The 24,558-nt window shown below is 73.2% G+C and carries 22 protein-coding genes and 1 pseudogene; 12 read left to right on the top strand and 11 right to left on the bottom strand.

Annotation, left to right across the window (positions count from 1 at the left end):
• Positions 1-933 carry an ABC transporter ATP-binding protein gene (locus N7925_RS32090; RefSeq protein ID WP_274345924.1) on the bottom strand — a complete coding sequence of 311 codons (933 nt, stop codon included), beginning with the start codon at positions 931-933 and terminating at the stop codon, positions 1-3.
• Between the two features lie 108 nt (positions 934-1,041).
• On the opposite strand from N7925_RS32090, the gene N7925_RS32085 reads away from it, so the two are divergent.
• The 3 genes from N7925_RS32085 to N7925_RS32075 all read left to right on the top strand — a co-directional run bounded on the left by N7925_RS32085 (position 1,042) and on the right by N7925_RS32075 (position 4,115).
• Positions 1,042-2,235, top strand: a complete 1,194-nt coding sequence (locus tag N7925_RS32085) for a sensor histidine kinase (protein WP_274345923.1) — start codon at positions 1,042-1,044, stop codon at positions 2,233-2,235.
• Positions 2,207-2,857, top strand: coding sequence for a response regulator transcription factor (locus tag N7925_RS32080; RefSeq protein WP_265602966.1), 651 nt, complete (start codon positions 2,207-2,209; stop codon positions 2,855-2,857). Before N7925_RS32085 ends, N7925_RS32080 begins: the two co-directional genes overlap by 29 nt.
• Before the next feature lie 100 nt (positions 2,858-2,957).
• Positions 2,958-4,115: an ROK family transcriptional regulator gene (locus N7925_RS32075; RefSeq protein ID WP_265602965.1), complete on the top strand. Its 1,158-nt coding sequence runs from the start codon at positions 2,958-2,960 to the stop codon at positions 4,113-4,115.
• 248 nt (positions 4,116-4,363) lie between these two features.
• Here N7925_RS32075 and N7925_RS32070 read toward each other — a convergent pair whose 3' ends face one another.
• Positions 4,364-5,134 carry a GntR family transcriptional regulator gene (locus tag N7925_RS32070; protein ID WP_265602964.1) on the bottom strand — a complete coding sequence of 257 codons (771 nt, stop codon included), beginning with the start codon at positions 5,132-5,134 and terminating at the stop codon, positions 4,364-4,366.
• A 284-nt stretch (positions 5,135-5,418) separates the two neighbouring features.
• Complete coding sequence (sigJ, locus tag N7925_RS32065) at positions 5,419-6,303, bottom strand: RNA polymerase sigma factor SigJ (RefSeq protein WP_274345922.1); 885 nt, start codon at positions 6,301-6,303, stop codon at positions 5,419-5,421.
• Positions 6,304-6,425: 122 nt separating this feature from the next.
• On the opposite strand from sigJ, the gene N7925_RS32060 reads away from it, so the two are divergent.
• On the top strand, positions 6,426-7,256 hold the full coding sequence (locus N7925_RS32060) for an alpha/beta fold hydrolase (protein ID WP_265602962.1): 831 nt from the start codon (positions 6,426-6,428) through the stop codon (positions 7,254-7,256).
• A gap of 93 nt (positions 7,257-7,349) precedes the next feature.
• On the opposite strand, the pseudogene N7925_RS32055 reads toward N7925_RS32060, so the two are convergent.
• Positions 7,350-8,192 (bottom strand): annotated as a pseudogene (locus tag N7925_RS32055) (DMT family transporter); the annotation flags it as partial.
• A 47-nt stretch (positions 8,193-8,239) separates the two neighbouring features.
• Between N7925_RS32055 and pdxR the strand changes: the two are divergent.
• Positions 8,240-9,697 carry a MocR-like pyridoxine biosynthesis transcription factor PdxR gene (gene pdxR / locus N7925_RS32050; RefSeq protein WP_443032293.1) on the top strand — a complete coding sequence of 486 codons (1,458 nt, stop codon included), beginning with the start codon at positions 8,240-8,242 and terminating at the stop codon, positions 9,695-9,697.
• A 128-nt stretch (positions 9,698-9,825) separates the two neighbouring features.
• Positions 9,826-11,418, top strand: coding sequence for an alkaline phosphatase D family protein (locus N7925_RS32045; protein WP_274345921.1), 1,593 nt, complete (start codon positions 9,826-9,828; stop codon positions 11,416-11,418).
• A 38-nt stretch (positions 11,419-11,456) separates the two neighbouring features.
• Here N7925_RS32045 and N7925_RS32040 read toward each other — a convergent pair whose 3' ends face one another.
• The gene (locus tag N7925_RS32040) at positions 11,457-11,579 is read right to left on the bottom strand and encodes a hypothetical protein (RefSeq protein WP_265602959.1); all 123 of its coding nucleotides are present in this window, start codon (positions 11,577-11,579) and stop codon (positions 11,457-11,459) included.
• A 196-nt stretch (positions 11,580-11,775) separates the two neighbouring features.
• Between N7925_RS32040 and N7925_RS32035 the strand changes: the two genes are divergently transcribed.
• Positions 11,776-13,254 carry a GNAT family N-acetyltransferase gene (locus N7925_RS32035; RefSeq protein ID WP_274346588.1) on the top strand — a complete coding sequence of 493 codons (1,479 nt, stop codon included), beginning with the start codon at positions 11,776-11,778 and terminating at the stop codon, positions 13,252-13,254.
• On the opposite strand, the gene N7925_RS32030 is transcribed toward N7925_RS32035, so the two are convergent.
• A complete protein-coding gene (locus tag N7925_RS32030) occupies positions 13,142-14,401 on the bottom strand; it encodes a trans-sulfuration enzyme family protein (protein ID WP_274345920.1) in 1,260 nt (419 codons plus the stop codon). The genes N7925_RS32035 and N7925_RS32030 overlap by 113 nt on opposite strands.
• A gap of 59 nt (positions 14,402-14,460) precedes the next feature.
• On the opposite strand from N7925_RS32030, the gene N7925_RS32025 reads away from it, so the two are divergent.
• From N7925_RS32025 to N7925_RS32015, 3 genes are all read left to right on the top strand, one after another.
• On the top strand, positions 14,461-14,940 hold the full coding sequence (locus tag N7925_RS32025) for an Lrp/AsnC family transcriptional regulator (RefSeq protein ID WP_265602957.1): 480 nt from the start codon (positions 14,461-14,463) through the stop codon (positions 14,938-14,940).
• Positions 14,941-15,073: 133 nt separating this feature from the next.
• Positions 15,074-16,762, top strand: coding sequence for a DUF885 domain-containing protein (locus N7925_RS32020; protein ID WP_274345919.1), 1,689 nt, complete (start codon positions 15,074-15,076; stop codon positions 16,760-16,762).
• A gap of 65 nt (positions 16,763-16,827) precedes the next feature.
• A complete protein-coding gene (locus tag N7925_RS32015; protein ID WP_274345918.1) occupies positions 16,828-17,718 on the top strand; it encodes an ATP-grasp domain-containing protein in 891 nt (296 codons plus the stop codon).
• A gap of 58 nt (positions 17,719-17,776) precedes the next feature.
• Here N7925_RS32015 and N7925_RS32010 read toward each other — a convergent pair whose 3' ends face one another.
• On the bottom strand, positions 17,777-18,271 hold the full coding sequence (locus N7925_RS32010) for a rhodanese-like domain-containing protein (RefSeq protein ID WP_274345917.1): 495 nt from the start codon (positions 18,269-18,271) through the stop codon (positions 17,777-17,779).
• Between the two features lie 89 nt (positions 18,272-18,360).
• On the opposite strand from N7925_RS32010, the gene N7925_RS32005 reads away from it, so the two are divergent.
• Positions 18,361-18,807, top strand: coding sequence for an Lrp/AsnC family transcriptional regulator (locus tag N7925_RS32005; RefSeq protein ID WP_265602953.1), 447 nt, complete (start codon positions 18,361-18,363; stop codon positions 18,805-18,807).
• A gap of 30 nt (positions 18,808-18,837) precedes the next feature.
• Here N7925_RS32005 and N7925_RS32000 read toward each other — a convergent pair whose 3' ends face one another.
• From N7925_RS32000 to N7925_RS31985, 4 genes are all read right to left on the bottom strand, one after another.
• Entirely contained in the window at positions 18,838-21,903 is a 3,066-nt protein-coding gene (locus tag N7925_RS32000; protein ID WP_274345916.1) for an AAA family ATPase, read from the bottom strand.
• A complete protein-coding gene (locus N7925_RS31995; RefSeq protein ID WP_274345915.1) occupies positions 21,900-23,069 on the bottom strand; it encodes an exonuclease SbcCD subunit D in 1,170 nt (389 codons plus the stop codon). The genes N7925_RS32000 and N7925_RS31995 overlap by 4 nt, the downstream gene beginning before the upstream one ends.
• Complete coding sequence (locus N7925_RS31990) at positions 23,066-23,260, bottom strand: hypothetical protein (RefSeq protein WP_274345914.1); 195 nt, start codon at positions 23,258-23,260, stop codon at positions 23,066-23,068. Before N7925_RS31990 ends, N7925_RS31995 begins: the two co-directional genes overlap by 4 nt.
• A 165-nt stretch (positions 23,261-23,425) precedes the next feature.
• On the bottom strand, positions 23,426-24,052 hold the full coding sequence (locus tag N7925_RS31985; RefSeq protein ID WP_274345913.1) for a YigZ family protein: 627 nt from the start codon (positions 24,050-24,052) through the stop codon (positions 23,426-23,428).
• 74 nt (positions 24,053-24,126) lie between these two features.
• Between N7925_RS31985 and N7925_RS31980 the strand changes: the two genes are divergently transcribed.
• Entirely contained in the window at positions 24,127-24,558 is a 432-nt protein-coding gene (locus N7925_RS31980; RefSeq protein ID WP_274345912.1) for a CoA-binding protein, read from the top strand.

Genomic DNA, 24,558 nt, shown 5'->3' with positions numbered 1-24,558 from the left:
TCACGCCTCCTGGCGGTTGCGGGTGGCCGAAGCGGCGAAGGGGGTGTCGTCCGCCGTGAGATCGAGGTAGGCCTGCTCCAATGTGGCGCGCTCGTCGCCCAGTTCGAGCAGGGGAATGCCTTCGCCGGCGACGATCGCGCCGACCTCCTCCGCCGTGACGCCGTCGATGACCCAGCGGCCGTCCTCGGCCTGCACTCCGGTCAGGCCCTTGGAGGCCAGCGCCGAGTGGAGCCTGCTCGGTTCGGTCGTTCGCAGGCGTACGCGGGGACGGCTGCGGGAGTCGAGGAACTGTTTCATCGGCATATCGGCGAGCAGCCGGCCCCGGCCGAGCACCACCAGGTGGTCGGCGAAGGAGGCGGTCTCGCTCATGAGGTGGCTGGAGACCAGCACCGTCCGGCCCTCGCGGGCGAGCCGCTTCATGAGTTCGCGGATCCAGATGATGCCTTCGGGGTCCAGCCCGTTCGACGGCTCGTCGAGCATGACCACCCGCGGGTCGCCGAGCAGGGCGGCCGCGATGCCGAGACGCTGGCGCATGCCGAGGGAGAAGGACTTGATCCGCCGTGCGCCCACGTCGCCGAGCCCGGTCTCCTCCAGCACGGCCTTCACCCGCGACATGGGTATCCCGTTGCTCGCGGCGAGTACGGCCAGATGGCTGCGCGGTGTGCGTGAGCCGTGGGCGGCCTGGGCGTCGAGCAGAGCGCCGACGGTGCGTAGCGGTTCGGTGAGCCGGGCACCGGGCCTCCCGCCGATCGTGGCCGAGCCGCCGGTCGGCCGGTCCAGGCCGAGGACGAGACGCATGGTCGTGGACTTGCCGGCGCCGTTGGGGCCGAGGAATCCGGTGACCCTGCCCGGGTGGACGCGAAAGCTGAGGCGGTCCACCGCGCGGGTGGTTCCGTACTCCTTGGTGAGCTCGTGGACGTCGATGCTGGTCATGCCCTCAAGCCTGGCCGGTACGCCGTGCGGCCCGCCTCCCCCGTCAGCGGGGATCGTCTCCCTCTCATGGGGGAGCCGGTGCGCCCGGCCCGCTGGGACGATGAGGACATGCACCGCATCCTCACCCCGCTGACCAGCGCGGTCACTTACAGCCGCTGGTTGCACATGTTCATTCCGGCTGCCGCGGCCAGTCTGTGGTTCTTCATCTCCGACCAGCTCTGGATGCCCCTGCTCTTCGCGGTGCCCATGGGCCTCATCCCCGCGATGCGGCTCGAGGAGGGTCTGCAGGCGCAGTTGTTGCTGACCCCGTCCGAGCGTGGGCAGCCCGATGCCTCCATCTCGGTGGCTGCCTCGACGAGTTGGGCGGAGCGGTGGCGGACCGTGCTCTGGCTGGAGGTGCGGCTCCTGATCTCGGCCGCGGCGATCATGGCCCTCTGGCTGCCCGTGGCGTCGATCGAGCTCGTCCTGTCGGCGACGGGCAGGCCTCCGGACGGGCTGGTCGAGGGCATGAGCCCGCACTGGTGGAACGCGCTGCTCGCGCCGCTGCCGATCATTCCGCTGCTCGTGCTGGTGGTGCTCGGCGGCCGGCTCAGTACAGCGGCCGCCCGGTGGCTGCTCGGTCCGTCGCCGACGGACCGGCTGAGCGTGCTGGAGGAGCTGACCGAGCAGTTGCTGGAGCGCAATCGCATGGCGCGGGAGCTGCACGATTCCATCGGTCATGCGCTGACGGTGGCGGTGGTGCAGGCCGGTGCGGCGCGGGCGGCGAACGATCCGGCGTTCACCGAGCGGGCGCTGGCCGCCATCGAGGAGACGGGGCGTGATGCGCTGGAGGATCTGGAGCGGGTGCTGCGGGTGCTGCGCGAGTCCGGCACACCCGTGAGCCGGCGGCCGACGCTGGGAGAGGCGGAGCGGCTGCTGGACTCGGCGAGGAGTTCCGGGGCGCGGGTGGACGCGCGGGTGTCCGGGGATCTCGGACTGGTCCCGGCACCGGTTTCGCGGGAGGGGTATCGGATTCTTCAGGAGAGCCTCACCAATGTGCTCCGTCACGCGGGGCCGGTACCCATCCGGGTGAGCATCACGGTGGCCGACGGGCGGCTGGAGTTGGAGGTGATCAATCCGCTCTCCGGAGCGGCCGGTCTGCCGGGGAGCGGCAGCGGGCTGCGAGGTATGCGGGAGCGGGCCGCACTGCTGGGCGGGAAGGCGACGATGGAGTCGCGGGAGGGCGATTGGCGGGTGCGCGTAAGCCTCCCGCTGGACGGCATACGCTGGTCGGATGCCCTTCACCGTTCTTCTGGTCGATGACGAGCCGCTGGTACGCGCCGGACTGCGTGCCGTGCTGGAGGCCCAGCCCGATATCGAGGTGGTGGGCGAGGCGGCGGACGGCGCGGCGGTGCTCCCCCTGGTGAACCGGTTGCGGCCCGATGTGGTGGCGATGGATGTGCGGATGCCGCTGATGGACGGCATCGAGGCGACCCGGCTGGTGCTGCGTACGGTGCCGGATCCCCCGAAGATCCTGGTGGTGACGACGTTCGAGAACGACGAGTACGTGTACGAGGCGTTGAGGGCGGGGGCGGACGGCTTTCTGCTCAAGCGGGCCCGGCCGGCGGAGATCGTGCATGCCGTGCGTCTGGTGGCCGAGGGGGAGTCCCTGCTGTTCCCGGCGGCGGTCCGGCAGCTCGCCGCCGAGTACGGGACGGACAAAGCACGGGCCGCTCTCGACCGTGCTGCGCTCACCGAGCGGGAGGCGGCCGTGCTCCGGTTGATGGCCCGAGGCCTGTCGAACGCGGAGATCGCGGCCACCCTCGTCGTCGGGACGGAGACGGTGAAGTCGCATGTCAGCTCGGTCCTGGCGAAGTTGGGGGCCAGGGATCGTACCCAGGCGGTCATCGCCGCGTACGAGTCCGGTTTCGTCGCTCCGGGGTGACCGAGGTTGCGGCTCGATACCGGCTTCTCTCGCTGGTCGCAGGGCTCCCGGCCAGCGAGTACGATCCGGCAGACATGCGCACGAGCTGGGAGGACATACCGTGGGCCGGCTGACCGGTGGGGACCCGTCGCTGTTGCGACGGATCAATTCCGCGGTAGTACTGCACGCCCTGAGAGGGGCCGGCTCGCCGACGCTGACGGACCTGACACGGATCACGGGGCTGTCCCGGCCGACGGTCGAAGGCGTCGTCGAGGGGCTGTTCGAAGCGGGGCTCGTGGTCGAGGCGGTGCCCGACGAGGGCGAGGCGCGGCGCCAGGGGCGCCCTGCCCGGAGGTTCCGTTTCCGGGCCGAGGCGGGGCATCTCCTCGGGGTGGAGATCGGTCCGCACCGGGTGTCGGCGCTCATCTCGGGGCTCGACGGCCGCATCGTCGGGGCGGGCTCCCGCGTGGTGTCGGAGACCGCCGGCGCGGACGACCGGCTCGACCAGGTACGGGCCGTCATCGCGGACGTACTGCGACGCACCGGGGTGGCCCGGAGCAGTCTGCGTGCGGTGGGCGTGGGCAGTCCCGGGATCGTGGAGGCCGATGGCACCGTGCGGCTGGGTACGGCGTTGCCGGACTGGACCGGCCTCGCGCTCGGGGAGCGGCTTCGCCGTTCGTTCCGCTGCCCCGTGCTCGTCGAGAACGATGCCAACGCCGCGGCGGTCGCCGAGCACTGGAAGGGCGCGGCCACGGAGTCCGATGACGTGGTCTTCGTGCTGGCGGGGCTGAGCCCCGGGGCGGGGTCCTTGATCGGCGGGCGTCTGCACCGGGGGTTCGGCGGGGCCGCCGGGGAGATCGGCGCCCTGCACCTGCTGGGCAGGGACGTGACGCCGGAGCATCTGCTGTCGACGACGGACACGCCACTGGAACCGCTGGACGAGCTTGCGGTGACCGCGGTGTTCGCCAAGGCCCGGGAGGGCGACGCGGGGGCCCAGGCGGCGGTCGAGCGCTTCCTTCAGCGGCTGGTGCACGATGTGGCGGCGCTGGTGCTGGCGCTCGACCCGGAGCTGGTCGTGGTGGGTGGCTGGGCCGCCGGGCTGGACGGGGTACTGGAGCCCCTGCGCAGAGAGCTGGCCCGCTACTGCCTGCGCCCACCCCGGGTGACCCTGTCGCTGCTCGGGGAGGCCGCCGTCGCGACGGGGGCGTTGCGGCTCGCCCTGGACCACGTCGAGGAGCAGCTGTTCGCCGTCGAGGGTGCCGTGACGGCCCGCCGCTGACCGCGGGGAGGGCCGGCACACGGACCGCGTGCGCTTCGGTGGGTCGGGGCACGGACGCTGCCCGGGAACCGGGGGGCTACGGGCGCTGCCCCCGGGAGCCGGGGAATCATGGGCGCTCCCCCGGGCCGGGTTGATCACCGGCGCTGATCCCTGAGCCGGATCGGGCGGGAACACGCGCGCCCGCCGGTTCCCGAGGACTGGCGTCCTGGAGGAGCGGCGGGCGTGGGGCCGAGCGGGTGTCGGAGGCGTCAGGAGGCCTGGCGCTCCGACTGTTCGTCGTGGCTGATCTCCAGCGCGCCCGAGTCCCCGAAGGTGAGTCGGCAGGTGTCCGCGCGGTAGGTGGCGACGGACACGGCCGCCGTACCGTCGGCGGTGAAGTAGCGGGTGGTGACGACGAGGACGGGGGCGCCGGGGAGCCGGTCCAGCTCCTTGGCGTCGGCCGCGCGCGCCGAGCCGAGCTCCACGGAGCGGTCCTGGCCCTGCAGGCCGAGCCGGTGCAGCTCGCGCAGCACGCTCCGGGCCCGGACGGCGCCGGACGGGGCCTCGATGGCGGAGAGGTCGGGCACCGAGGAGGCGGGGATGTAGAGGAGTTCCGCCGCTACCGCCTGCCCCTGGGTGTCGCGGATACGGCGCACCACGTGCACCGCTTCGGCGGGGTCGGTGCCGAGCATGGAGGCCACCGCCGCAGGGGCCTTGTCCATGACGCTGTCGACCGGCTGCCAGGCCTCGCCGCTGACGCCGCCCGTCCATTCGTGCTGGGCGGTGGAGACGGCGATGCCCACGCGCGGCGGGGCGACGGTCGTCCCGACACCACGGCGGCGCTGCAGTCTGCCTTCGAGTTCGAGCTGCTCCAGGGCCTGTCGGAGCGTGGCTCGCGCGACACCGAACCGCGCCGCGAGGTCCCGCTCGTTGGGCAGGATCTCCCCCACCGCAAAGTCCGAGTCGAGTGCCTCACTGAGCACGGTCTTGAGGTGCCAGTACTTCGGCTCCTGTACCGATTCCAGCTGCGTGGTCCCCACCCTGATCCTCCGCAATCGCCCGGCGTCTTTTTCCGCGACGTTATTTATTAAAGGTTCCTGCCTTAAGGGACCCTAGGACGGCATACCCCCTTGGTCAAGACCAATCCTTATTCCGTAACGGAACGAAACGGAACTCTGGCGCAGAGCGTTCACACGACGTTCGTGACGCCGTGAGGCGAGCGCAGCACAGAGCCCCGCCATCGCGACGGATGACGGGGCTGTGACCAGGCCCGCGGCGGACCTGTGGGGCACCGGGGGGCCGGGGAGGCCGGTGGTGCTTTTGACTATGCGACGGGCAGCCCGGAAAACTTGTCCGGATTACGAATGATATAAGCGCATTGAATAACACCTTGGCTGACTTCGATCTGGAAGACGGCGTCGGCCTTCCCTCCGACGAAGTAGACGACGGCGGGCCCTCCGTTGAGCTCCATGATGCGGATGTCCCTGTCCGGGCCGAGCTCTCCGGCCACGGCGAAGAGGAAGCGGCCGACCTTGTCGGCGGTCTCGATGATCCGCCTCGGCGCCTTCGCCTTGCCACCGCTGTCGCTGACCAGCCGGACGTCCGGGGCCAGCAGCGCGAGCAGCTGCTCGATGCCGCCTCCGGAGGCGGCGACCAGGAAGCGTTCGGTGAGATCGCGGCGCTCGGCCGGGTCCACGTCGTAACGCGGCTTGCGCTCCCCCACATGCCGCCTGGCGCGGCCGGCGAGCTGCCGGACGGCCTCCTCGGTGCGGTCCAGGGCCGTGGCGATCTCGGCGTACGGGAACCCGAAGGCCTCCCGGAGCACGAACACCGCGCGCTCCAGCGGCGAGAGCGATTCGAGGACGACCAGCACGGCGAGCGACACGGAGTCGGCGAGGACGGCGCGCTCCGCCGTGTCGGGCACGGCGGGGCCGAAGTCCGTGACCACCGGCTCCGGCAGCCAGGGACCCGTGTACGACTCCCGGCGCGACTGGAGGTGCCGGAGCCGGTCGATGGCCAGCCGGGTGGTGATCCGCACGAGGAAGGCCCTCGGCTCCCGGATGTCCTCGCGTGCCGCCGCCGACCACCTCAGCCACGCCTCCTGGACCACGTCCTCGGCGTCGGCGACACGGCCGAGCATGCGGTAGGCGACACCGGTGAGAACGGGCCGGTGTTCTTCGAAGAGCTCGGTCGCGGTGTCGACGGTCATCGGCCCATCCCAGCCCACCGGTCACGCGCTGTCCAGCGGGAATCGCCGAGCCCCTTGAACTACAAGCTACCCGGCGGTAATTGTTGTTGACGAGATGTCTACCCACCCCAGGGAGCAGCAGCATGACCACCACGGTCTCCTTCACCGTCGCAGCGGCCGACGGCCCCCACCCGGTCTCGGTCGCGTACGAACGGACCGGCTCGGGCGAACCGTTGCTGCTCCTGCACGGCATCGGGCACCACCTGAGGGCCTGGGATCCGGTGACCCGGATCCTGGCCGCCGAGCGCGAGGTGATAGCCGTGGACCTGCCCGGCTTCGGCACCTCGCCCGCGCTGCCGGACGGCGTCCCCTACGATCTCGCGACCCTCGGCCGGGTGCTCGGAGCCTTCTGTGCCGAACTCGGCCTGGACCGGCCTCATGTGGCCGGGAACTCGCTGGGCGGCCTGCTCGCGCTGGAGCTGGGGCGCACCGAGCTGGTGCGGTCGGTGACCGCGCTCTCCCCGGCCGGCTTCTGGACCGAGGCGGAACGGCGCTACGCCTTCGGCACCCTGCGGACCATGCGCCGGAGCGCGCTGGCCCTGCCGGTGGGGCTGATCGAGCGACTGTCGCGCAGCGCGGCCGGCCGGGCGGCGCTCACCAGCACCATCTACGCCCGGCCCGGCAGGCGTTCACCGGAGGCCGTCGTCGCCGAGACGCTCGCCCTGCGCGGAGCGACCGGCTTTCACCAGACGCTGGAGACCGGCAGGGGCCTGCTCTTCGGCGACGACGTGAAGGGCCTCCCCGTCTCCGTCGCCTGGGGCACCCGCGACCGGATACTGCTGCGCGGGCAGGGGGTCCGCGCCAAGCGGGTGATCCCCCACGCCCGGCTCGTGCGGCTGCCCGGCTGCGGGCACGTCCCGATGAACGACGACCCGGCGCTCGTGGCCCGCGTCATCCTGGACACCAGCCGCTGAGCCGGCCCGTCGGGGCGCCGGCGCCCCGACGGGAAGTCGCGCTCCGGCGGCCCCGCGCCGCCCGAGGACACCGGAGCCGTAGGCCACACCGGCACCGACCAGGAGGCTTCCCACCCCCTGCGCGAGACCGTACGTCCCGGCTCCGACGAGAGGTGCGGTCAGGGCGGCGGAGACCGGGATCAGGCCGGAGAAGAGTGTGGCGCGTTCGGCTCCGATGCGCTGCATCCCGCTGTACCAGCAGACGAATCCGACCACGGTGACGACGACGGCCTGCCACAGCAGGGCCACCGCCTCGCCGCCCGTCGGGACGCGCAGGAACGACCCGCCGTCCATCAGCAGACCGAGCAGCGCCGACTCGACGGCCGCGACACCGCAGACCGTCGCGGAGAGCAGCTTCGGGCCGAGCGGCCGCAGCACAGGGACGGCGAGGACCGCGAAGCCGACCTCGCCCGCGAGCGCGCCCACCGAGAAGAGCACGCCCGCCAGGTCGGTGCGCCCCCAGCCCTGAACGGTGAACGCCCCGACGGCGACGAGACCGGCCGCGTACAGCGTGACGCGGGACGGGCGGCGACCGTCCAGGAGCGGGACGAGCACGCCCACCACGATCGGAGCGCAGCCCACGAAGACACCCGGAACAGCTGGTTCCGCCGACTGTTCGGCCGCCAGGACCGCCAGGTTGAACCCGACCATGCCCACGGCGGCGAGCAACCCGATCCGCCCCCACTGGCGGCGGGTGAGACGACGCAGCCGCGCCGTCGTGGAGTCGGGATCACGCCGCAGGAGTGGGACGAGCAGGAGCGCGGCGAGTCCGTAGCGGAGCGCCTGGCCACCCGCGAACGGGTAGTCGCCGAGGACACTGTTGGCCGTGAAGGATGCCCCCACCAGCACGCACGCGAAGGCCGCGAGGAGGGCCCCGCGCAGAGAGGTTGCGTTCATGGGGTCGACGCTAGGGTCGGCGGCGGACCGGTTTAAGGTCCACTTCCATGACGTTTTCGGGGACCAATGCGCATCGTCCTTCGGCGGAACCCCTCTCTCCGGCGTGGGAGTTGCTGCTGCCCGCCGCCTCCGCGCCGGCGCGCGGACGAGGGCGCGCACTCCGGTCCGCGCTGCGGGAAGCGGTCCGCTCCGGCCGTCTCGCGGCCGGCACGAGGCTCCCCTCCAGCCGTGAGCTCGCCGCCGATCTGGGGGTGTCGCGCGGGCTGGTCACCGAGGCGTACGAGCAGCTCACCGCGGAGAGCTATCTGCGCAGCGGGCGGGGCGCGGGTACCTGGGTGAGCGAGGGCGTGCGCGCGGCGGAGCGTCCCGTACACGACCGCGCGCCGCGCGCGGCGGGCGCGCTGGTGGACTTCCGGCCCGGCACCCCCGATCTGTCCCTCTTCCCGCGCAGTGCGTGGAGCGCGGCCCAGCGGACGGTGTTCGGCCGACTGCCGCACGGCGCGCTGGGCTACCCCGATCCGCGCGGGCTGCCGGAACTGCGTGAGGTCCTGGCCGGCCTGCTCGCCCGGCGCCGGGGCGTGGTGGCCGATCCGGAGCGGCTGGTGGTCTGCTCGGGGGTGGCCCAGGCGACGACCCTGCTCGGCTTCGTCCTCCGGGACGAGGGCGTGACCTCGATCGGGGTGGAGGATCCTGGCAGCCCGGAACACGCCTCGCTGTTCGCGGCGACCGGTCTGGGCACGGTCCCCCTGCCCCTGGACGACGACGGCCTCGCCCTCGCACCCCTGAAACGCTCCGGAGTGCGCGCCGTGGTGACCACGCCGGCGCACCAGTTCCCCACCGGAATCGGATACTCCGCGCAGCGCCGCGGCGAACTGCTCGACTGGGCGCGGGACGCGGACGCCGTGATCATGGAGGACGACTACGACGGTGACTTCCGGTACGACCGGGCGCCGGTGGGAGCCTTGCAGGGGCTGGATCCCGAGCGGGTCGTGTACACCGGTTCCGTGAGCAAGTCGCTGGCTCCCGGCCTGCGGCTCGGCTGGCTGATCGCCCCCGCCGCGCTCACCGGGCGGATCGTCGCCCGCAAACGGACCATGGATCTGGGCAACCCGGTGATCGACCAGGCCGTCCTGGCCGACTTCATCGTGCGCGGCGGTTACGACCGGCAGTTGCGGCGCTGCCAGCGGGCCTACCGGGAGCGCCGGGACGCCCTGGTGGCCGCGCTCGACGAGCACTTCCCCGGCACGACGGTCAGCGGCATCGCGGCGGGCCTGCACATCATCGCCCGACTGCCCGCGCGGTACGGCCCCGAGGACGTCTTCCTGGAGCGCGCGGCCGGGGCGGGCGTCGCGCTGCGGCCGCTGCGCGACTGCGGAACGGCGGACTCCGAGGACGGCACCCTGCCCCTGGTCCTGGGCTACGCCCATCTCGCCCCCGGCGACATCGCCCGGGGGATCGCCGCGCTGGCGGCCGCGTGGCGTTCCGGCCGGCCCGTCCCCGGCTGACGGGCGCCGTTCACCGGGGGTTGGGGCTCCGGCCGCCGCGGGGCACTAAGCATGGGCCGAGACCGGCGCCGGTCCTTGGTCTTCTCGCGAACGGCGCACCGCCCGCCCACCTCCCAGGAGGCGCTTCGATGTCCTACCGTCCGCACCGTCCGCGTGTTCCCTCGCCCGGCCGCCGCGCCGTCCTGCGCGGCTCGCTGATCGCCCCGGCGGCGGTCGCCCTCTCCCCCGCGACCGCTTCGGCGGTGCCCGCGCTGCACCTGGCGGGGCGGCCCGAAGCGTCGTGGGGTGTACAGGTGGGCGGCGTCACCGCCTCGTCGGCGCTCCTGTGGGTGCGCTCGGACCGGCCGGCCCGGATGCTGGTGGAGACCTCGGCGACCGAGTCGTTCCGGCGGGTCCGCAGGTGGCACGGGCCGTCGATCGGCCCTGGTACGGACTTCACCGGCACCACACCGCTGTACGGTCTGCCCGCGGGCGAACAGGTGCACTATCGGGTGACGCTCGCCGATCCGGCCGATCCGCGCCGTACCGGCAAACCGGTGTACGGGACCTTCCGTACCGCCCCGGCCCGGCGCCGCTCCGGGGTGCGGTTCCTGTGGTCGGGCGACATCGCGGGGCAGGGCTGGGGCATCAACCCGGACATCGGCGGCTACCGCGTGTACGAGGAGATGCGCCGGCTGGACCCGGACTTCTTCCTGTGCAGCGGCGACAGCATCTACGCGGACGGTCCACTGGAGCCGAGCGTGACGCTGCCGGACGGCCGGATCTGGCGCAACGTCATGACCGAGGAGAAGGCGAAGGTCGCCGAGACGCTGGACGAGTACCGGGGCAACTTCCGCTACAACCTGCTCGACCGGAACGTCCGCCGCTTCAACACGCAGGTGCCCTCCGTCGTGCAGTGGGACGACCACGAGGTGCGCAACAACTGGTATCCCGGCCAGATCCTCGACGACGCGCGGTACACCGAGAAGAACGTGGACATCCTCGCGGCACGCTCCGTACGCGCCTTCCACGAGTACGTTCCGCTCGCGCCCAGTTACGGTTCCGGGGGGCGTTCGCGGATGTACCGGGTCGTGCACCACGGGCCGCTCCTCGACGTGTTCGTGCTCGACATGCGTTCGCACCGCAACGCCAACTCCCCCGGCCGGCAGGCCGACGACACGACGGGCATCCTCGGCGAGGAGCAGGCGCGGTGGCTGAAGCGCTCGCTGGCCGCCTCCCGGGCGGAGTGGAAGGTGATCGCCGCCGACATGCCGCTCGGCCTCGTGGTGCCGGACGGCGCGACGGACTTCGAGGCCGTGGCGCAGGGTGATCCGGGGGCCCCGCTCGGGCGGGAACTCCAGATTGCCGAACTGCTCCGGTTCATCAAGCACCGCAGGATCACCGGCACCGTGTGGCTGACGGCCGACGTCCACTACACCTCGGCCCAGCACTACGCGCCGGAGCGGGCGGCGTTCAAGGACTTCGCGCCGTTCTGGGAGTTCGTGTCGGGGCCGCTGGCGGCGGGCGGCTTCCCGGCCAACGCGCTGGACAGCACCTTCGGCCCGGACCGGGTCTTCGTGCGGGCTCCCGACCGTGCCAATGTCTCGCCGATGGAGTCCCCGCAGTATTTCGGCGAGGTGGAGATCGACGGCGACAGCGCGGAGCTGACGGTGCGGCTGCGGGCCGAGGGCGGGGCCGTGCTGTTCACCAAGGTGCTCCGGCCGGGCCGCGTCGGGCAGTGAACCGAGGCTGGGGAGAGGCCCGTTGTCAGTGGTGGGTCCTACGCGGCGGCGCCGAGGGGGCGGAGGTCGCTGCGGCCGCCGAGGCGCTGGGCACCGGCGAGGGCGACCGGCCGGCCGCCTGGATCCGTGCCGACGAGCCGGTGGCCCCGGTGCTCCGGCATCCGGCGGGACGCAAGGGCTCCTCCCAGACGGCCCGTCAGGCCGCGCGGCTGCTCGCGACGTTCCCTGCCGTGGCGCAGGGTTCCACGGAATCTGACCGAAAACGACGATAGGCGACCAGATCAACACGTAACCCATCAGTCACAAGGCGTTCGTGATCAGGCAACACCGTTCGTTCACAGTGAGGACATGACTGATGTGACCTCCGCGAAGAGCGCCCGCCGTCCGCACCACTGGCGGCGGGACCTGATCGAACTGGCCGCCCTGTTCACCGCCGTGGCTGTGGCGGACGCCATCGCCAACCTGATCGGACACCAGCCGGACGGGCCCTACCTGCTCGTGGCGTCGGCGGTGGTGCTGGTGGCCACCGCGGGGTTCCACACCTGGTGGGCGCGGAGGCACAGTCACGCTCCCCCGTTCGGTGAGGGGGGCTCCGGGTCGGATGGAGCGGGCGCGGCGGAGCACGGGGCACGGGAAGGGGCGGGGGCGGCGAGCAGGGCCGGGGGCAGCGGTGCGGGCAGGATCACCGGTGCCGAGGAGACCGCCCTGTGGCGGATGCGGACGACCGTGCGCGACGTCCCGGGCAGTCTGGCCGCGCTGTGCGTGGCCCTCGCCGGGCTCCGGGTGGACATCCTCACCCTGGGGACCCACCCGCTGACGCGGGGGACCGTCGACGAGTTCCTGCTGCGGGCCCCGGCCTCGCTCCAGGCTGCGGAGCTGTCCCGGGAGATCTCGGCCGTCGGCGGCACGTCCACGTGGATCGAGCGGGCGGACGCCCACGACCTGGTCGACGTCCCGACCCGGATGCTGTCGCTGGCCACCCGTACGGCGCTCGACGCGGCCGAGCTGCCGCTCGCCCTGCGCCAGTTGCTCGGCCGGTGCACCATCCACTCGCTGCCCGCCGTCTCCGTCACCGGCCGCCCGACCGGGGAGAGCGCCCAGGTCGAGGGTGTGCTGGAAGAGACGGTGATGCGGCTGCGGGACCCCTCCGGCGGGGTGATCTCCGTGGAGCGGCCGTATCTGCCGTTCACACCGACCGAGTTCGCGCGGGCGCGTGCCCTGGTCGAGCTGGACGCCCGGCTGGGCCCGCGGGTGCCGCGCAGCGAGGACGTCCTCACGCTGCCCGAGGGCAACGAGATCACCGTGCGCCGCGCGGACCACGGCGATCTCGCCGCCGCGCGCGCCATGCACGACCGCTGCTCGCAGCGCACTCTGGGCCTGCGCTACCACGGTCCGGTCGCGGACGCGGACCGCTATCTCGACCATCTGCTGAGCCCCCGCTTCGGCCGCACCCTGGCGGTCCAGACGGCCTCCGGCAAGCTGGTGGCGCTGGGCCACCTCCTCTGGGACGGCGACGAGACCGAGGTCGCCCTCCTCGTCGAGGACGACTGGCAGCGCCGGGGCATCGGCTCCGAGTTGCTCGGCCGCCTGGTGGCCCTCGCCGTGGAGGCAGGCTGCGACAGCGTGTACGCCGTGACGCAGTCCCACAACACCGGCATGGTGGCGGCGATGCGCGCGCTGGAGCTGCCCCTCGACTACCAGATCGAGGAGGGCACGCTCGTCATCACCGCCCGGCTGACGACTGACCGACTGGCGACCGACCAGCTGACGACCGCCCGGCTGACGACTGAAGGGGCCGCCCTTCCGGCTGCGCCGACGGAAGGGGCCCGTCGCTGAGCGCCTGACACAGGTCGGCCCACAGGTCCTCGACGTCCTCCAGGCCGACCGACATCCGCAGCAGCCGGTCGCCGACGCCGGACGCCCGCCGGTCTCCCTCCTCCACGATGCGGTGGCTGATGGAGGCCGGGTGCTGGATCAGCGAGTCCACGCTGCCGAGGCTGACGGCGGGCGTGATGAGCCGCACCCCGGAGATCACCCGGTGCGGGTCCCCGTACACGTCGAAGGAGATCATCGCGCCGCCGATGCGCGGGTAGTGCACCCGGGCGATGCGCGGGTCGGCGGTGAGCCTGCGGACGAGTTCGGCCGCGCTCGTCGAGGCCGCCCGCACGCGCACCGGAAGCGTGGACAGGCCGCGCAGCAGGAGGTAGCCGGCCAGCGGGTGCAGCACTCCGCCGGTGGCGAAGCGGACCTGGCGCAGCGTGGCGGCGAACTCCTCGTCGCAGGCGACGACGCCGCCCATGACGTCCCCGTGGCCGCCGAGGTACTTGGTGGCGCTGTGCAGGACGATCCGCGCGCCGTGTTCGACGGGACGCTGCAGGACGGGGGTGGCGAAGGTGTTGTCGACCAGCAGCGGGACGGTTCCGCAGGCGTGGGCGACGGCCCGGATGTCGATCTCGGCCAGCGTCGGGTTGGCCGGCGTCTCGACCATCACGAGGCCGGTGTCCGGGCGGATGGCGTCGGCGATGCCCGCCGGGTCGGTCCAGGTCACCTCGGTGCCCAGCAGCCCGGCGCCGAGCAGATGGTCGCTGCAGCCGTAGAGCGGGCGGACCGCGACGACATGGCGCAGTCCCTGGCTCGCGCGGGCGAGCAGGACCGCTGTCAGCGCCGCCATCCCGCTGGCGAAGGCGACCGCACTCTCGGCGCCCTCCAGCCGGGCGAGCGCCGTCTCGAAGCGGCCCGTGGTGGGGTTGTCCAGCCGGGCGTAGACGGGCGGGCCGTCGGGTCGGGCCCCGGTGGTGGCGAAGGCGTCGATCCGCATCGCCTCGCCGCGAGAGTCGTAGGAGGGGTACGTGGTGGACAGGTCGATCGGCGGGGCGTGCAGGCCGAGGGAGGCGAGGTCGTCGCGTCCGGCGTGCACGGCTTCGGTGGCGAGAGCCCTGGACGGGGTGGGGGCAGGGGGCGTCATCGAGACTTCGTTGTCCATGCCGTCACTCTGAACAGTTACCGGTTCGTAGCGGCTATTTCCCGTGCTACGTTCGCCACATGTCCGATTCTGTCGCTCTTGATCCGGTGGATCTGCAGATTCTGCGGCTGTTGCAGAACGATGCGCGGACCACGTACCGGGAGCTCGCGGCCGAGGTCGGCGTGGCCGCTTCGACCTGCCTGGACCGGGTGGCCCGGCTGCGCCGCTCCGGGGTGATCCTCGGGGACCAGCTGCGCCTCGATCCGGCGAAGCTCGGCCGGGGTCTCCAGGCGCTGCTCCTGGTGCAGGTCCGGCCGCACCGCCGGGAGCTCATCGGGCCGTTCGTCGACCGCGTCAGGTCCCTGCCGGAGTCGCGTGCGCTCTTCCACCTCACCGGCCCCGACGACTATCTGGTGCAGGTCGCGGTGGCGGACGCGGCTGATCTGCAGCGGCTGGTGCTGGACGAGTTCACCTCGCGCCGGGAGGTGGCCCGGGTGGACACCCGGCTGATCTTCCAGCAGTGGGAGTGCGGGCCCCTGCTGCCTCCGGCCGGGAGCTGAGTACCGGAACCATGCCCGGGACGCGTCGGCGACGCCCACCGGAAGCCCCGGAAGCGCTGGAAGGTGATCGTCTTTCGGACGCCCCGGGACCCCGATGATGACGAGGAGGCCACCGCCGTACGAGGATGTCCGCATGTCAGACACTTCGAGCAGCGCGCTGCCCCGTCAGGTCGCCGACGCCTACGTCGACGCCATCATCGAACTCGACCCCATCACGGGCACCTATCTGGGCGTGTCCGAAAGCTCGCGTCGGCTGCCCGACTTCTCACCTGCGGGTCAGGCCGCGGTCGCCGACCTCGTCCGCGCGACGCTGCGGGAGCTGGACGCCGCCGAGCGGCGTCCCGGTGCCGACAGCGCATCCGAGCGGCGTTGCGGACGCCTCCTGCGGGAACGCCTGACGGCGGAACTCGCCGTGCACGAGGCCGAGGAGGGGCTGCGGACGGTCTCCAACCTGCAGTCGCCGGCCCACAGCATCACCGAGGTCTTCACCCTCACGCCGACCGCGACGGACGAGGACTGGGCGGCGGTCGTGGATCGGCTGCGCGCGGTGCCCGCCGCGCACGAGGGGTACCGCGCCTCGCTCGCGCTCGGCCTGGAGCGCAAGCTGTACGGCGGTCCCCGCGCGACCGCCACGTTCGTCGGTCAGCTCACGGAGTGGGGCGGGGAGGGCGAGGGCACGGCGTTCTTCGCGGAGTTCGTCGCCCCCGGCCCCGCGTCGCTGCGGGCGGAGCTGGACGAGGCCGCACGGCTGGCGACGGCGTCGGTCCTCTCCCTGCGTGACTGGGTGCGCGACGTGTACGCCCCGGGCGTCGAGGGGGCCCCGGACCCGGTGGGCCGGGAGCGCTACGCCCTCTGGTCGCGGCTGTACAACGGCACCGACCTGGATCTCGACGAGGCGTACGCGTACGGCTGGTCGGAGTACCACCGGCTGCTCGCCGAGATGAGGACCGAGGCCGGGAAGATCCTGCCGGGGGCCGGCCCCTGGGAGGCGCTCGCCCACCTCGACGTGCACGGCAAGCATATCGAGGGCGTGGACAAGGTCCGCGAGTGGCTGCAGGGTCTGATGGACGAGGCGATCGAGGCGCTGGACGGCACGCACTTCGACCTCGCCGAGCGGGTCCGGAAGGTGGAGTCCCGCATCGCGCCGCCCGGCGGGGCCGCCGCACCGTACTACACCGGCCCCTCCGAGGATTTCTCCCGCCCCGGGCGCACCTGGCTGCCCACCATGGGAGAGACCCGTTTCCCGGTGTACGACCTGGTCTCGACCTGGTACCACGAGGGCGTTCCCGGCCACCACCTGCAGATCGCTCAGTGGACGCACGTCGCCGACAGCCTCTCCCGTTACCAGGCGTCGATCGGCATGGTCAGCGCGAACGCCGAGGGCTGGGCGCTGTACGCGGAGCGGCTGATGGACGAGTTGGGCTTCCTGCCCGACGCGGAACGGCGGCTCGGTTATCTGGACGCGCAGATGATGCGCGCCTGCCGGGTGATCGTCGACATCGGCATGCACCTGGAGCTGGAGATTCCCGCGGACTCCCCCTTCCACCCGGGCGAGCGCTGGACACCCGATCTGGCCCAGGAGTTCTTCGGCAACCACAGCGGCCGTCCCGCCGACTTCGTGGAGAGCGAACTGACCCGCTATCTGTCGATGCCGGGCCAGGCCATCGGCTACAAGCTCGGGGAGCGCGCCTGGCTGCTCGGCCGGGAGAACGCGCGCGCCGCGCACGGCGACGGCTTCGACCTCAAGGCCTGGCACATGGCGGCGCTCTCCCAGGGGTCGCTGGGCCTGGACGATCTGGTGGACGAGCTGTCGCGGCTCTGATTGAGGACGCCTGACCGAGGACACCTGATCGAGGACGCCTGATCGAGGAAAGAGGGCAGCACGTCATGAACGGCAGGGGCGAGCGGAACGGATTCCTCTTCTGCGCCGACCCGTTGCGGTTGTCCCGGCCCGATCCGCAGTTCGCCGCCGAGCTCGCGGCGGCGCGTGCGGCCGGCGGGCGGATCGCGCTGCTCGATCATGACGCGCTGCTCGCGGGGGACGCACCCGGGGCGGTGGCCCGGGTCGCGCGGGACTCCGGACCGTACTGGTACCGGGGCTGGATGATCCCCTCCGCCCGGTACGCGGAGCTGGAGGCCGCGCTCGGCGCCCGGGGGTGTGCGCTGCTCACCGGCGCCGCCGGCTACCAGCGGGCACATGAACTCCCCGGCTGGTACGAGGCGTTCGCCCCACTCACGCCGCGCAGCGTCTGGTGCGCCACGGCTCCGGGGGCGCCCCCGCCCACCGCCGACGAGCTGGCCGGGCTCGCGGCGCCCCTGGGGCCGGGGCCCGGCATCGTGAAGGACTTCGTCAAGTCCCGCAAGCACGAGTGGTACGAGGCGTGTTACGTGCCGGAGCTGGCGGATGCGGAGCAACTGGCCTCCGTGGTCGGCCGGTTCGTCGAGCTGCAGGGCCCCTTCCTCGCGGGTGGTCTGGTACTGCGGTCCTTCGAACCGTTCGTCGCGGACGGCGAGGCGCGGGTGTGGTGGGTGGACGGGGAGGCGGTGCTCGTCACCGCCCACCCCGACTCCCCGGGCCCGGTGTCCGTTCCCGAACCGGACTTCTTGCGGGAGGCCGTGGGCCGCCTCGGGCTGCGCTGGGTCACCACCGACCTGGCGTTGCGCGAGGACGGCGTGTGGCGGGTGGTGGAGGTCGGCGACGGCCAGGTCAGCGGGGTTCCCGCCGGGGCGGAGGCCGGGGCCCTGTTCGCCGCCCTGGCGGGTGCCGGACCGCGCTGACCCCGACGCGGGGCCGGACGCACGTCGAACCGCGCCGGCCTCCGCCCGGGCCCCGGTCTCAGCAGCCGCAGTCCGCGGCGTCGGCCGGCGCGGTGAACGGGTCGGCTCCGCGCCGCTCGACGCCCTCCGGGGTCTCGAAGGCGAACCCCTCGCGCACCCAGTACTCGAATCCGCCGAGCATCTCCTTGACCTGGTAGCCCAGTTGGGCGAGGGCCAGGGCGGCGCGGGTGGCGCCGTTGCAGCCCGGCCCCCAGCAGTACGTGATGACGGGGACGGCCGGGTCCAGCAGTGCCGCCGCCTGCTCGGGGATCAGCGCGGTGGGCAGGTGCACCGCGCCGGGCACGTGCCCCTGGTCCCAGGAAGCGGTGGAGCGGCTGTCCAGGACGACGAACCCGGGATCCCCGTCGGCGGCCAGCGTGGAGGCGACGTCGGAGACGTCCGCGTGGAAGGCGAGCGAAGCGCCGAAGTAGGCCGCCGCCGCAGCGGGAGAAGCGGGTGCGACGCGCAGGACGGGGCTGTCGGCCGTGGCCGTGAGGTGCGAGGTCATGACCATGAATCTACGACCGGGGGGGCGGGGCCGGGAAGTGAGATTCCCCGGCACTCCTCTTGATTCGCCGGGGATTTCCCTGTTGTCTCGGACGAGTGACCGACTATTCCCCGGACGCCACCGACTGGCGCATCCTCGACGTCCTCCAGCGCGACGGCCGCGCCACTTTCGCCGAGCTCGCACGCGCCGTCGCCATGTCCCCGAGCGCCGTGACGGAGCGGGTGCGCCGGCTGGAGGAGGTGGGGGTGATCAGTGGGTACGCGGCGGTGGTCGACGCCGAACGGCTCGGGCTGCCCCTTCTCGCCCTGGTGCGCCTGCGCTACCCGAACGGGAACTACAAGCCCTTCCACGATCTCCTGGGCACCACGCCGGAGATCATCGAGGCCCACCACGTCACGGGCGACGACTGCTTCGTCCTCAAGGTCACAGCCCGTTCGATGAGGCATCTGGAGGAGACCACCGGGCGGATCGGCGCGCTGGGCTCCGTCACCACCAGCGTCGTGTACTCCTCGCCGCTCCCCCGCCGGGCGATCGGCCGCTGACCCGGCGGGGCATACGGGTGGCCGGGCCGGTCACAGGCGGTGGCGCACGGAGGAGCCCTGACGCTCCTTCACCACCTCCAGCCGGACCGGGATCCGGCGGCGCAGGTCGGCCACATGGCTGACGATGCCGACGCTGCGGTCCCGCTCCCGCAGGGAGTCCAGCACGTCGAGCACCTCGTCCAGGGTCTGGTCGTCGAGGCTGCCGAACCCCTCGTCGATGAAGAGGGTGTCCAGGCGTACGCCGCCGGCCTCCTCGGTCACGACGTCGGCGAGGCCCAGCGCGAGCGCCAGCGAGGCGAAGAACGTCTCCCCGCCGGAGAGCGTCGCGGTGTCCCGTTCGCTGCCGGTCCAGGCGTCGACCACATGCAGCCCGAGCCCTGCTCTGCGTCCACCGGTGCGGGCGTCGGAGTGGACCAGGGTGTAGCGGCCCGAGGACATCCGCCGCAGTCGTGCGGTGGCGGCGGCCGCCACCTGTTCGAGACGGGCGGCCAGGACGTACGCCTCCAGGCGCATCTTGCGCTCGTTGTCGGCGGAGGTGCCCGCCGCCAGGCCCGCCAGCCGGGCGATCCGCTCGTACTCCTGGCGCACCGGGCCCAGCCGCCGCACCTCGTCGGCGGCCTCACCGGAGAGCCGGGCCAGCTCCCCGCAGCGCTGGTCGGCGGCGGCGAGTGCGGAGGACGCCTCGCGCAACAGCCACTCCGCCGTCTCGAACGCGCCCTGCGCTGCCGATGGTCGGGCGGGCGGCTGCTCGGCGGCCTCGCGGGCGTCGCGTTCGCCGCGGCGGTCGGCGACCGCGGCGGCCTCGGCCTGCCAGGCGTCGATGCGGTGCTGGAGGTCGCGTTGGGCGGCGGCGTCGAGGAGGGTCGCGGCGGCGGCCTCCGGGGTGTCGAAGCCGGCCCGGAACGCCGCGTCGGAGAGCCGGTCGTCGGCCTCCTTGCGCTGTCGGGCGGCGTCCTGTTCGGTGCGTACGGCCTCGGCGGCCTCGGCGAGCAGCGCCACCCGGCGGGTGAGGCGTTCCGCGTACGCGGCGACGGACCCGGACTCGCCCCGGACCATGGTGAGTTCGCCTCGCAGCACGGCCTGCTCGCGGTCGAGCGCCTCCCGCCGGGACGTACGGGCGGCGGCCCGGCGCTCGGCCTCCTGCCGGAGTTCGAGGCGCCCGAGGTGCTCACGCTCCGCGGCGTCAAGGGCCTCGCGGGCTGCGTGCGTTCCGGCGGCGAGGCGGTGTGCCTCGGCATGCTCGGCGGCCAACCGGTCGACGGTGCCACGGAGTTCGTCGACGGACGGGCCGGGGTCCGTCGTCGCCTCGCCCTCCGCCTCGACGGCCGCCGCCGGGTCGGGGGCCGCCGACGATCCATCGGCGTCGCGGGCCTCCGCGTGGGCGGCGGCGTGGCGTTCGCGGACGAGCCCGAGGGCCTGCTCGGCGCGGGCACGGGTCTCCTCGGCGTGCCGGTGGGCGGTGAGGGCGGCCTCCTCGGTGGCCCGGTCGACGTGGCCGTCGCCCTCGGTGGCGGGGGCCGGGTGCTCGGCGGAGCCGCAGACGGTGCAGGGCGCCCCGTCGACGAGTCCGGCGGCCAGCTCCGCCGCGATGTCCCGCAGTCGGCGCTCCCGCAGCCCCAGCCAGGTCTCATGGGCGTCGAGGGCGCCTTCGCGGGCCTCGGCGAGCGTCTGCCGGGCGGCCAGGACCTCGGCGGCCAGCGCGTCGCGGCGGCGGGCGGCCTCCAGCCTGCGACGGGCCGGAGCGAGGAGTCCGGCGAGCTGTTCGGCGCGGGTCGCGGCCTCCTGCGCCGTCGCGATGCGTTCCCTGAGTGCGGCGTGGACGGCGTCCCAGCCCGCCAGCCAGGCGTCCGCGTCCCGGACGGTGGCGTCGTCGGCCCGGGACTCGCGCTCCAGCCGGTCCCGTTCCTCGTCGATCGCCGCGCTGCGTGCCTCGGCCCGGCGGGCCGACTCCAGGCCGCCCAGCTCCTGCCGGAACCGGCGCTCCAGCTCGGTGAGCCGGTCGGGGCCCGCGTCGGCGAGGTCGGTCGGCAGCTGTGCCCTGGCCCGGTCGAGGGCGTCGCCCGCCCGGCGGTGGGCACGCTCCGCCTCCTCGCGCAGGTCCAGTGCGGGGGCGACCCGGTCCGCCTTGCGGGCGCGCTCCAGCTGTTCCTGGCAGCGGTCGTGTTCGGGCCGGCGCTCCTCCAGGGCGGCGGCGCGGCGCACGGTCTCCTCGTACCGCTGCTGGAGGCGGGCGCGTTCGCGCTCGGTGTCCAGGGCGTGGCGTGCCGCGCGCTGGCGGCCCTCGGCCCCGGTCAGGACGCAGTGGGCGATGTCGAGCCGTTCGCGGGCCGTGGACCGGGCGATGGCGGCCCACTCCAGAACGGCTTCGGCGAGACCGGGTTCGCCGGGCCGGGCGGCGATCGGCGTGGCCTCGGCCCCGACGGGTCCGGCCGCCTGGGCGATGCGCTGGGCGAGGGCGAGGATCCGCTCGTCGGCGGCGGTGACCCTGGCCTCGGCGCCCCGGCGCAGTTCGGCGAGGCGTTCCTCGACGGCGGCGAAGCGGCGGGTGTCGAAGAGCCGGCCGAGGAGCTTGCCGCGGGCCTCGGCGTCCGCGCGCAGGAAGCGGGCGAAGTCGCCCTGCGGCAGAAGCACCACCTGGCAGAACTGGTCCCGGCTCATGCCGATGAGCTGGGTCAGCTCCTCGCCGATCTCCTGGTGCGACTTGCTGAGCGCCTGCCAGCCGCGCTCGGGGTCGTAACCGCGCAGCCGGCTCTGGGCCTTCTCCTGGGTGAAGCCGTCGCCGCGCTTCTTCGGGCGGGGCTGGGCGGGGCTGCGGGTGACTTCGAGGCGTCGGCCGCCGACGGTCAGTTCCAGCTGGACCTCGGTGGGCAGGGCCGCCGGGGCGTGGTCGCTGCGCAGGGAGGCCCCGGGGCTCTGCCGGGCGCCGGGGACGGCCCCGTACAGGGCGAAGCAGACGGCGTCCAGGACGGAGGTCTTCCCGGCTCCGGTGGGCCCGTGGAGCAGGAAGAGCCCGGCGGAGGAGAGGGCGTCGAAGTCGACTTCCTGGGTGGCGCCGAACGGGCCGAAGGCGGTGATGCTCAGGCGGTGCAGTCTCACCGGGACACCTCGCGCACGGTCTCGTCCACCCGTACGTCGTCGAACGCGGCCCGCAGCACGGTGCGTTCGAGGGCGCTGGGGCCACTGCCGCCGCGGACGTGGGCGACGAAGTCCTCGGCGATCTGGTGGTCATCGCGGCCCTGGAGGCGCTGGGCGTAGGACGCCCCCGGGTCGTCCGGCGGCCGCTCGGGGTCGAAGACGAGGCTGAGGGTGTGGGGGAAGCGCCGGGCGAGGCGGGCCATGGGTTCGGCCGGGCGCACCGGGTCGGTGAGGGTGGCCTCGACCCAGGCGTGCTCGTGGCGGTCCAGGGCGGGGTCCTCCAGGAGGGTGTCGAGCCGGCCGCGGAGCCGGGCGAGGGGCCGCTCCACGGGGCAGTCGATCCGTTCCTCGGCCGCGATGTCCCCGTCGCCGTCGAGGTCGATGAGCCACATCGTCTTGCGGTGGTCGGCCTCGGAGAAGGAGTAGGCGAGCGGCGAGCCGGAGTAGCGGACGCGGCTCGTGACCCGCTGGGAGCCGTGGAGATGGCCGAGGGCCACGTAGTCGACGTCGTCGAAGACTCCGGCCGGAACCGCCGCGACCCCGCCGACGGTGATGTCGCGTTCGCTGTCGCTGGGCTCCCCGCCCGCCACGAAGGCGTGCGCGAGGACGACGGAGCGGGTGTCCTTCGGGCGGGTGGCGAGGTCGGCGCGGACCTTGTCCATCGCGGCCGTGAGGACTGCCTCGTGGCCGGCCCTGGCGGCCCTGAGGGTGTCCTTGACCAGGGCCGGTTCCAGGTAGGGCAGCCCGTAGAACGCCACGTCGCCGTGGTCGTCGGCGAGCACGACGGGGGTGGCGCAGTTCTCCGGGTCGGTCCGCAGGTGGATCCCGGACCGCTCGAAGAGCCCGGCGCCGACGCCGAGCCGGCGGGCCGAGTCGTGGTTGCCGGAGATCATGACGGTGGGGACGCCGGCGGCGGCGAGCCGGTGCAGCGCGCGGTCGAACAGCTCGACGGCGGTGAGCGGCGGGACGGCCCGGTCGTAGATGTCGCCCGCGACGAGGACGACGTCCGCCTCGCGTTCCCGGACGGTCGCCACGAGATGGTCGAGGTAGGCGGCCTGGGCGTCGAGGAGGGAGACACGGTGGAAGGACCGGCCCAGGTGCCAGTCCGAGGTGTGCAGGATCCTCACGCCATCACTCCAGCGGATCCGGTCGGCGCCATCGTTCCAGCGGATGCGGTCGGCTCCATCGCTCCAGCGGATCCGGTCGCCGTCATCGCTCCGCCGGTCGCGGCCTGTATCGCCGTTCCGCCGGTCGCGGCCTGCCCCGCCACCCCGCCCGTCGCGGGCCGCATCGTCATTCCGCCGGTTCCGGCCTGCATCGTCGTCGTCCTCCACCCCGTGGGCCGCGCACCGGCGGCCCGTGATCCCGCTCGGCACCGACCACGCTAACGCCGTCGGGCCGCCGAACCCGCATCGATCATGATTCCGGCGTCCGTGGGATTGCCCTCACGCCCCTCACGCCCCCTCACGCCACCGTCGCCCGGTCACACGTCGCCGTACGCCTCGCCGCCCAGCTCCAGCACGGCGGTCCCCGCCGTCGCGTCGGCCAGCCAGGCGGTGAACGCCTCCACGTCGCCGTCCGGCAGCCCGATGTCGATGGTGACGGCCTCGGCGTACCGCACCTCGCGGACGTCCCGCCCGGTGGCCCGCAGGTCGTTCTCCAGCTTTCCGGCCCGCTGGTGGTCGACCTCGATCGTGGCGAGCCGGAAGCGCTGCCGGGTGAGGGTGCCGAGCGCGTCGAGGGCTTCGCCGACCACTCCCCCATACGCCCGGATCAGCCCGCCCGCGCCGAGTTTGACCCCGCCGTAGTAGCGGGTGACGACCGCCACGGCGTACCGCACCTCCCGCCGCATGAGCATCTGGAGCATCGGAGTGCCCGCGGTCCCGCCGGGTTCGCCGTCGTCGCTCGCCTTCTGTACGGAGGCGTCGGCGCCGATCACGTACGCGAAGCAGTTGTGGGAGGCGGTCGGGTGCTCCTTGCGGACGCGGGCGACGAAGTCCTGCGCCTCCTGCTCGGTGGCGGCGGGGGCGAGGGAGCAGAGGAAACGGGATCGGTTGATCTCGCATCCGTGCATACCCGCGCGGGCGACGGTCCGGTACTGCTCCTGCATCCGTCCACCCTATGCGCCGCCGGGAGGACGGGTTCCGGCGGGAATGAGCGGGCGGAGGCGTCGGTTGTCCCGGCATGAGCGCAGACGACACGTACGCGGACGCCGCGACGATCAGGCGGATTCTCCAGGACACGGGCGACACCTGGGCGGTGGTGGGCCTGTCCGGCAACCGTTCCCGGGCGGCCTTCGGTGTGGCGGAGGTCCTTCAGCGGTTCGGCAAGCGGGTGGTGCCCGTGCACCCGAAGGCCGAGACGGTGCACGGGGAGCAGGGGTACGCCTCGCTCGCGGACATCCCCTTCCCGGTCGACGTGGTGGACGTCTTCGTCAACAGTGAGCTGGCGGGCGGGGTCGCGGACGAGGCGGCGGCGGTGGGGGCGAAGGCGGTGTGGTTCCAGCTCGGCGTCGTGGACCCGGACGCCTTCGAGCGGACGCGCGCGGCGGGGCTGGACATGATCATGGACCGGTGCCCGGCGATCGAGATCCCGAGGCTGGGACGGCCCGCCTGA

The sequence above is a fragment of the Streptomyces sp. CA-278952 genome, from assembly GCF_028747205.1.
Classification (GTDB): Bacteria; Actinomycetota; Actinomycetes; order Streptomycetales; family Streptomycetaceae; genus Streptomyces.
The sequence above is the reverse complement of the archived record's forward strand: the minus strand, read 5'-3'. Positions and strand labels throughout refer to the sequence as shown.

Coding starts and splice junctions, on each gene's coding strand:
- N7925_RS32030 (WP_274345920.1), bottom strand. CDS start 14,401: ATGGACAACGAAGTCTCGATGACGCCCCCTGCCCCCACCCCGTCCAGG.
- N7925_RS32020 (WP_274345919.1), top strand. CDS start 15,074: ATGTCAGACACTTCGAGCAGCGCGCTGCCCCGTCAGGTCGCCGACGCC.
- N7925_RS31980 (WP_274345912.1), top strand. CDS start 24,127: ATGAGCGCAGACGACACGTACGCGGACGCCGCGACGATCAGGCGGATT.
- N7925_RS31990 (WP_274345914.1), bottom strand. CDS start 23,260: ATGCAGGCCGGAACCGGCGGAATGACGATGCGGCCCGCGACGGGCGGG.
- N7925_RS32060 (WP_265602962.1), top strand. CDS start 6,426: ATGACCACCACGGTCTCCTTCACCGTCGCAGCGGCCGACGGCCCCCAC.
- N7925_RS32085 (WP_274345923.1), top strand. CDS start 1,042: ATGCACCGCATCCTCACCCCGCTGACCAGCGCGGTCACTTACAGCCGC.
- pdxR (WP_443032293.1), top strand. CDS start 8,240: ATGACGTTTTCGGGGACCAATGCGCATCGTCCTTCGGCGGAACCCCTC.
- N7925_RS32010 (WP_274345917.1), bottom strand. CDS start 18,271: ATGGTCATGACCTCGCACCTCACGGCCACGGCCGACAGCCCCGTCCTG.
- N7925_RS32080 (WP_265602966.1), top strand. CDS start 2,207: ATGCCCTTCACCGTTCTTCTGGTCGATGACGAGCCGCTGGTACGCGCC.
- N7925_RS32045 (WP_274345921.1), top strand. CDS start 9,826: ATGTCCTACCGTCCGCACCGTCCGCGTGTTCCCTCGCCCGGCCGCCGC.
- N7925_RS32090 (WP_274345924.1), bottom strand. CDS start 933: ATGACCAGCATCGACGTCCACGAGCTCACCAAGGAGTACGGAACCACC.
- N7925_RS32040 (WP_265602959.1), bottom strand. CDS start 11,579: ATGCCGGAGCACCGGGGCCACCGGCTCGTCGGCACGGATCCAGGCGGC.
- N7925_RS32025 (WP_265602957.1), top strand. CDS start 14,461: ATGTCCGATTCTGTCGCTCTTGATCCGGTGGATCTGCAGATTCTGCGG.
- sigJ (WP_274345922.1), bottom strand. CDS start 6,303: ATGACCGTCGACACCGCGACCGAGCTCTTCGAAGAACACCGGCCCGTT.
- N7925_RS31985 (WP_274345913.1), bottom strand. CDS start 24,052: ATGCAGGAGCAGTACCGGACCGTCGCCCGCGCGGGTATGCACGGATGC.
- N7925_RS32015 (WP_274345918.1), top strand. CDS start 16,828: ATGAACGGCAGGGGCGAGCGGAACGGATTCCTCTTCTGCGCCGACCCG.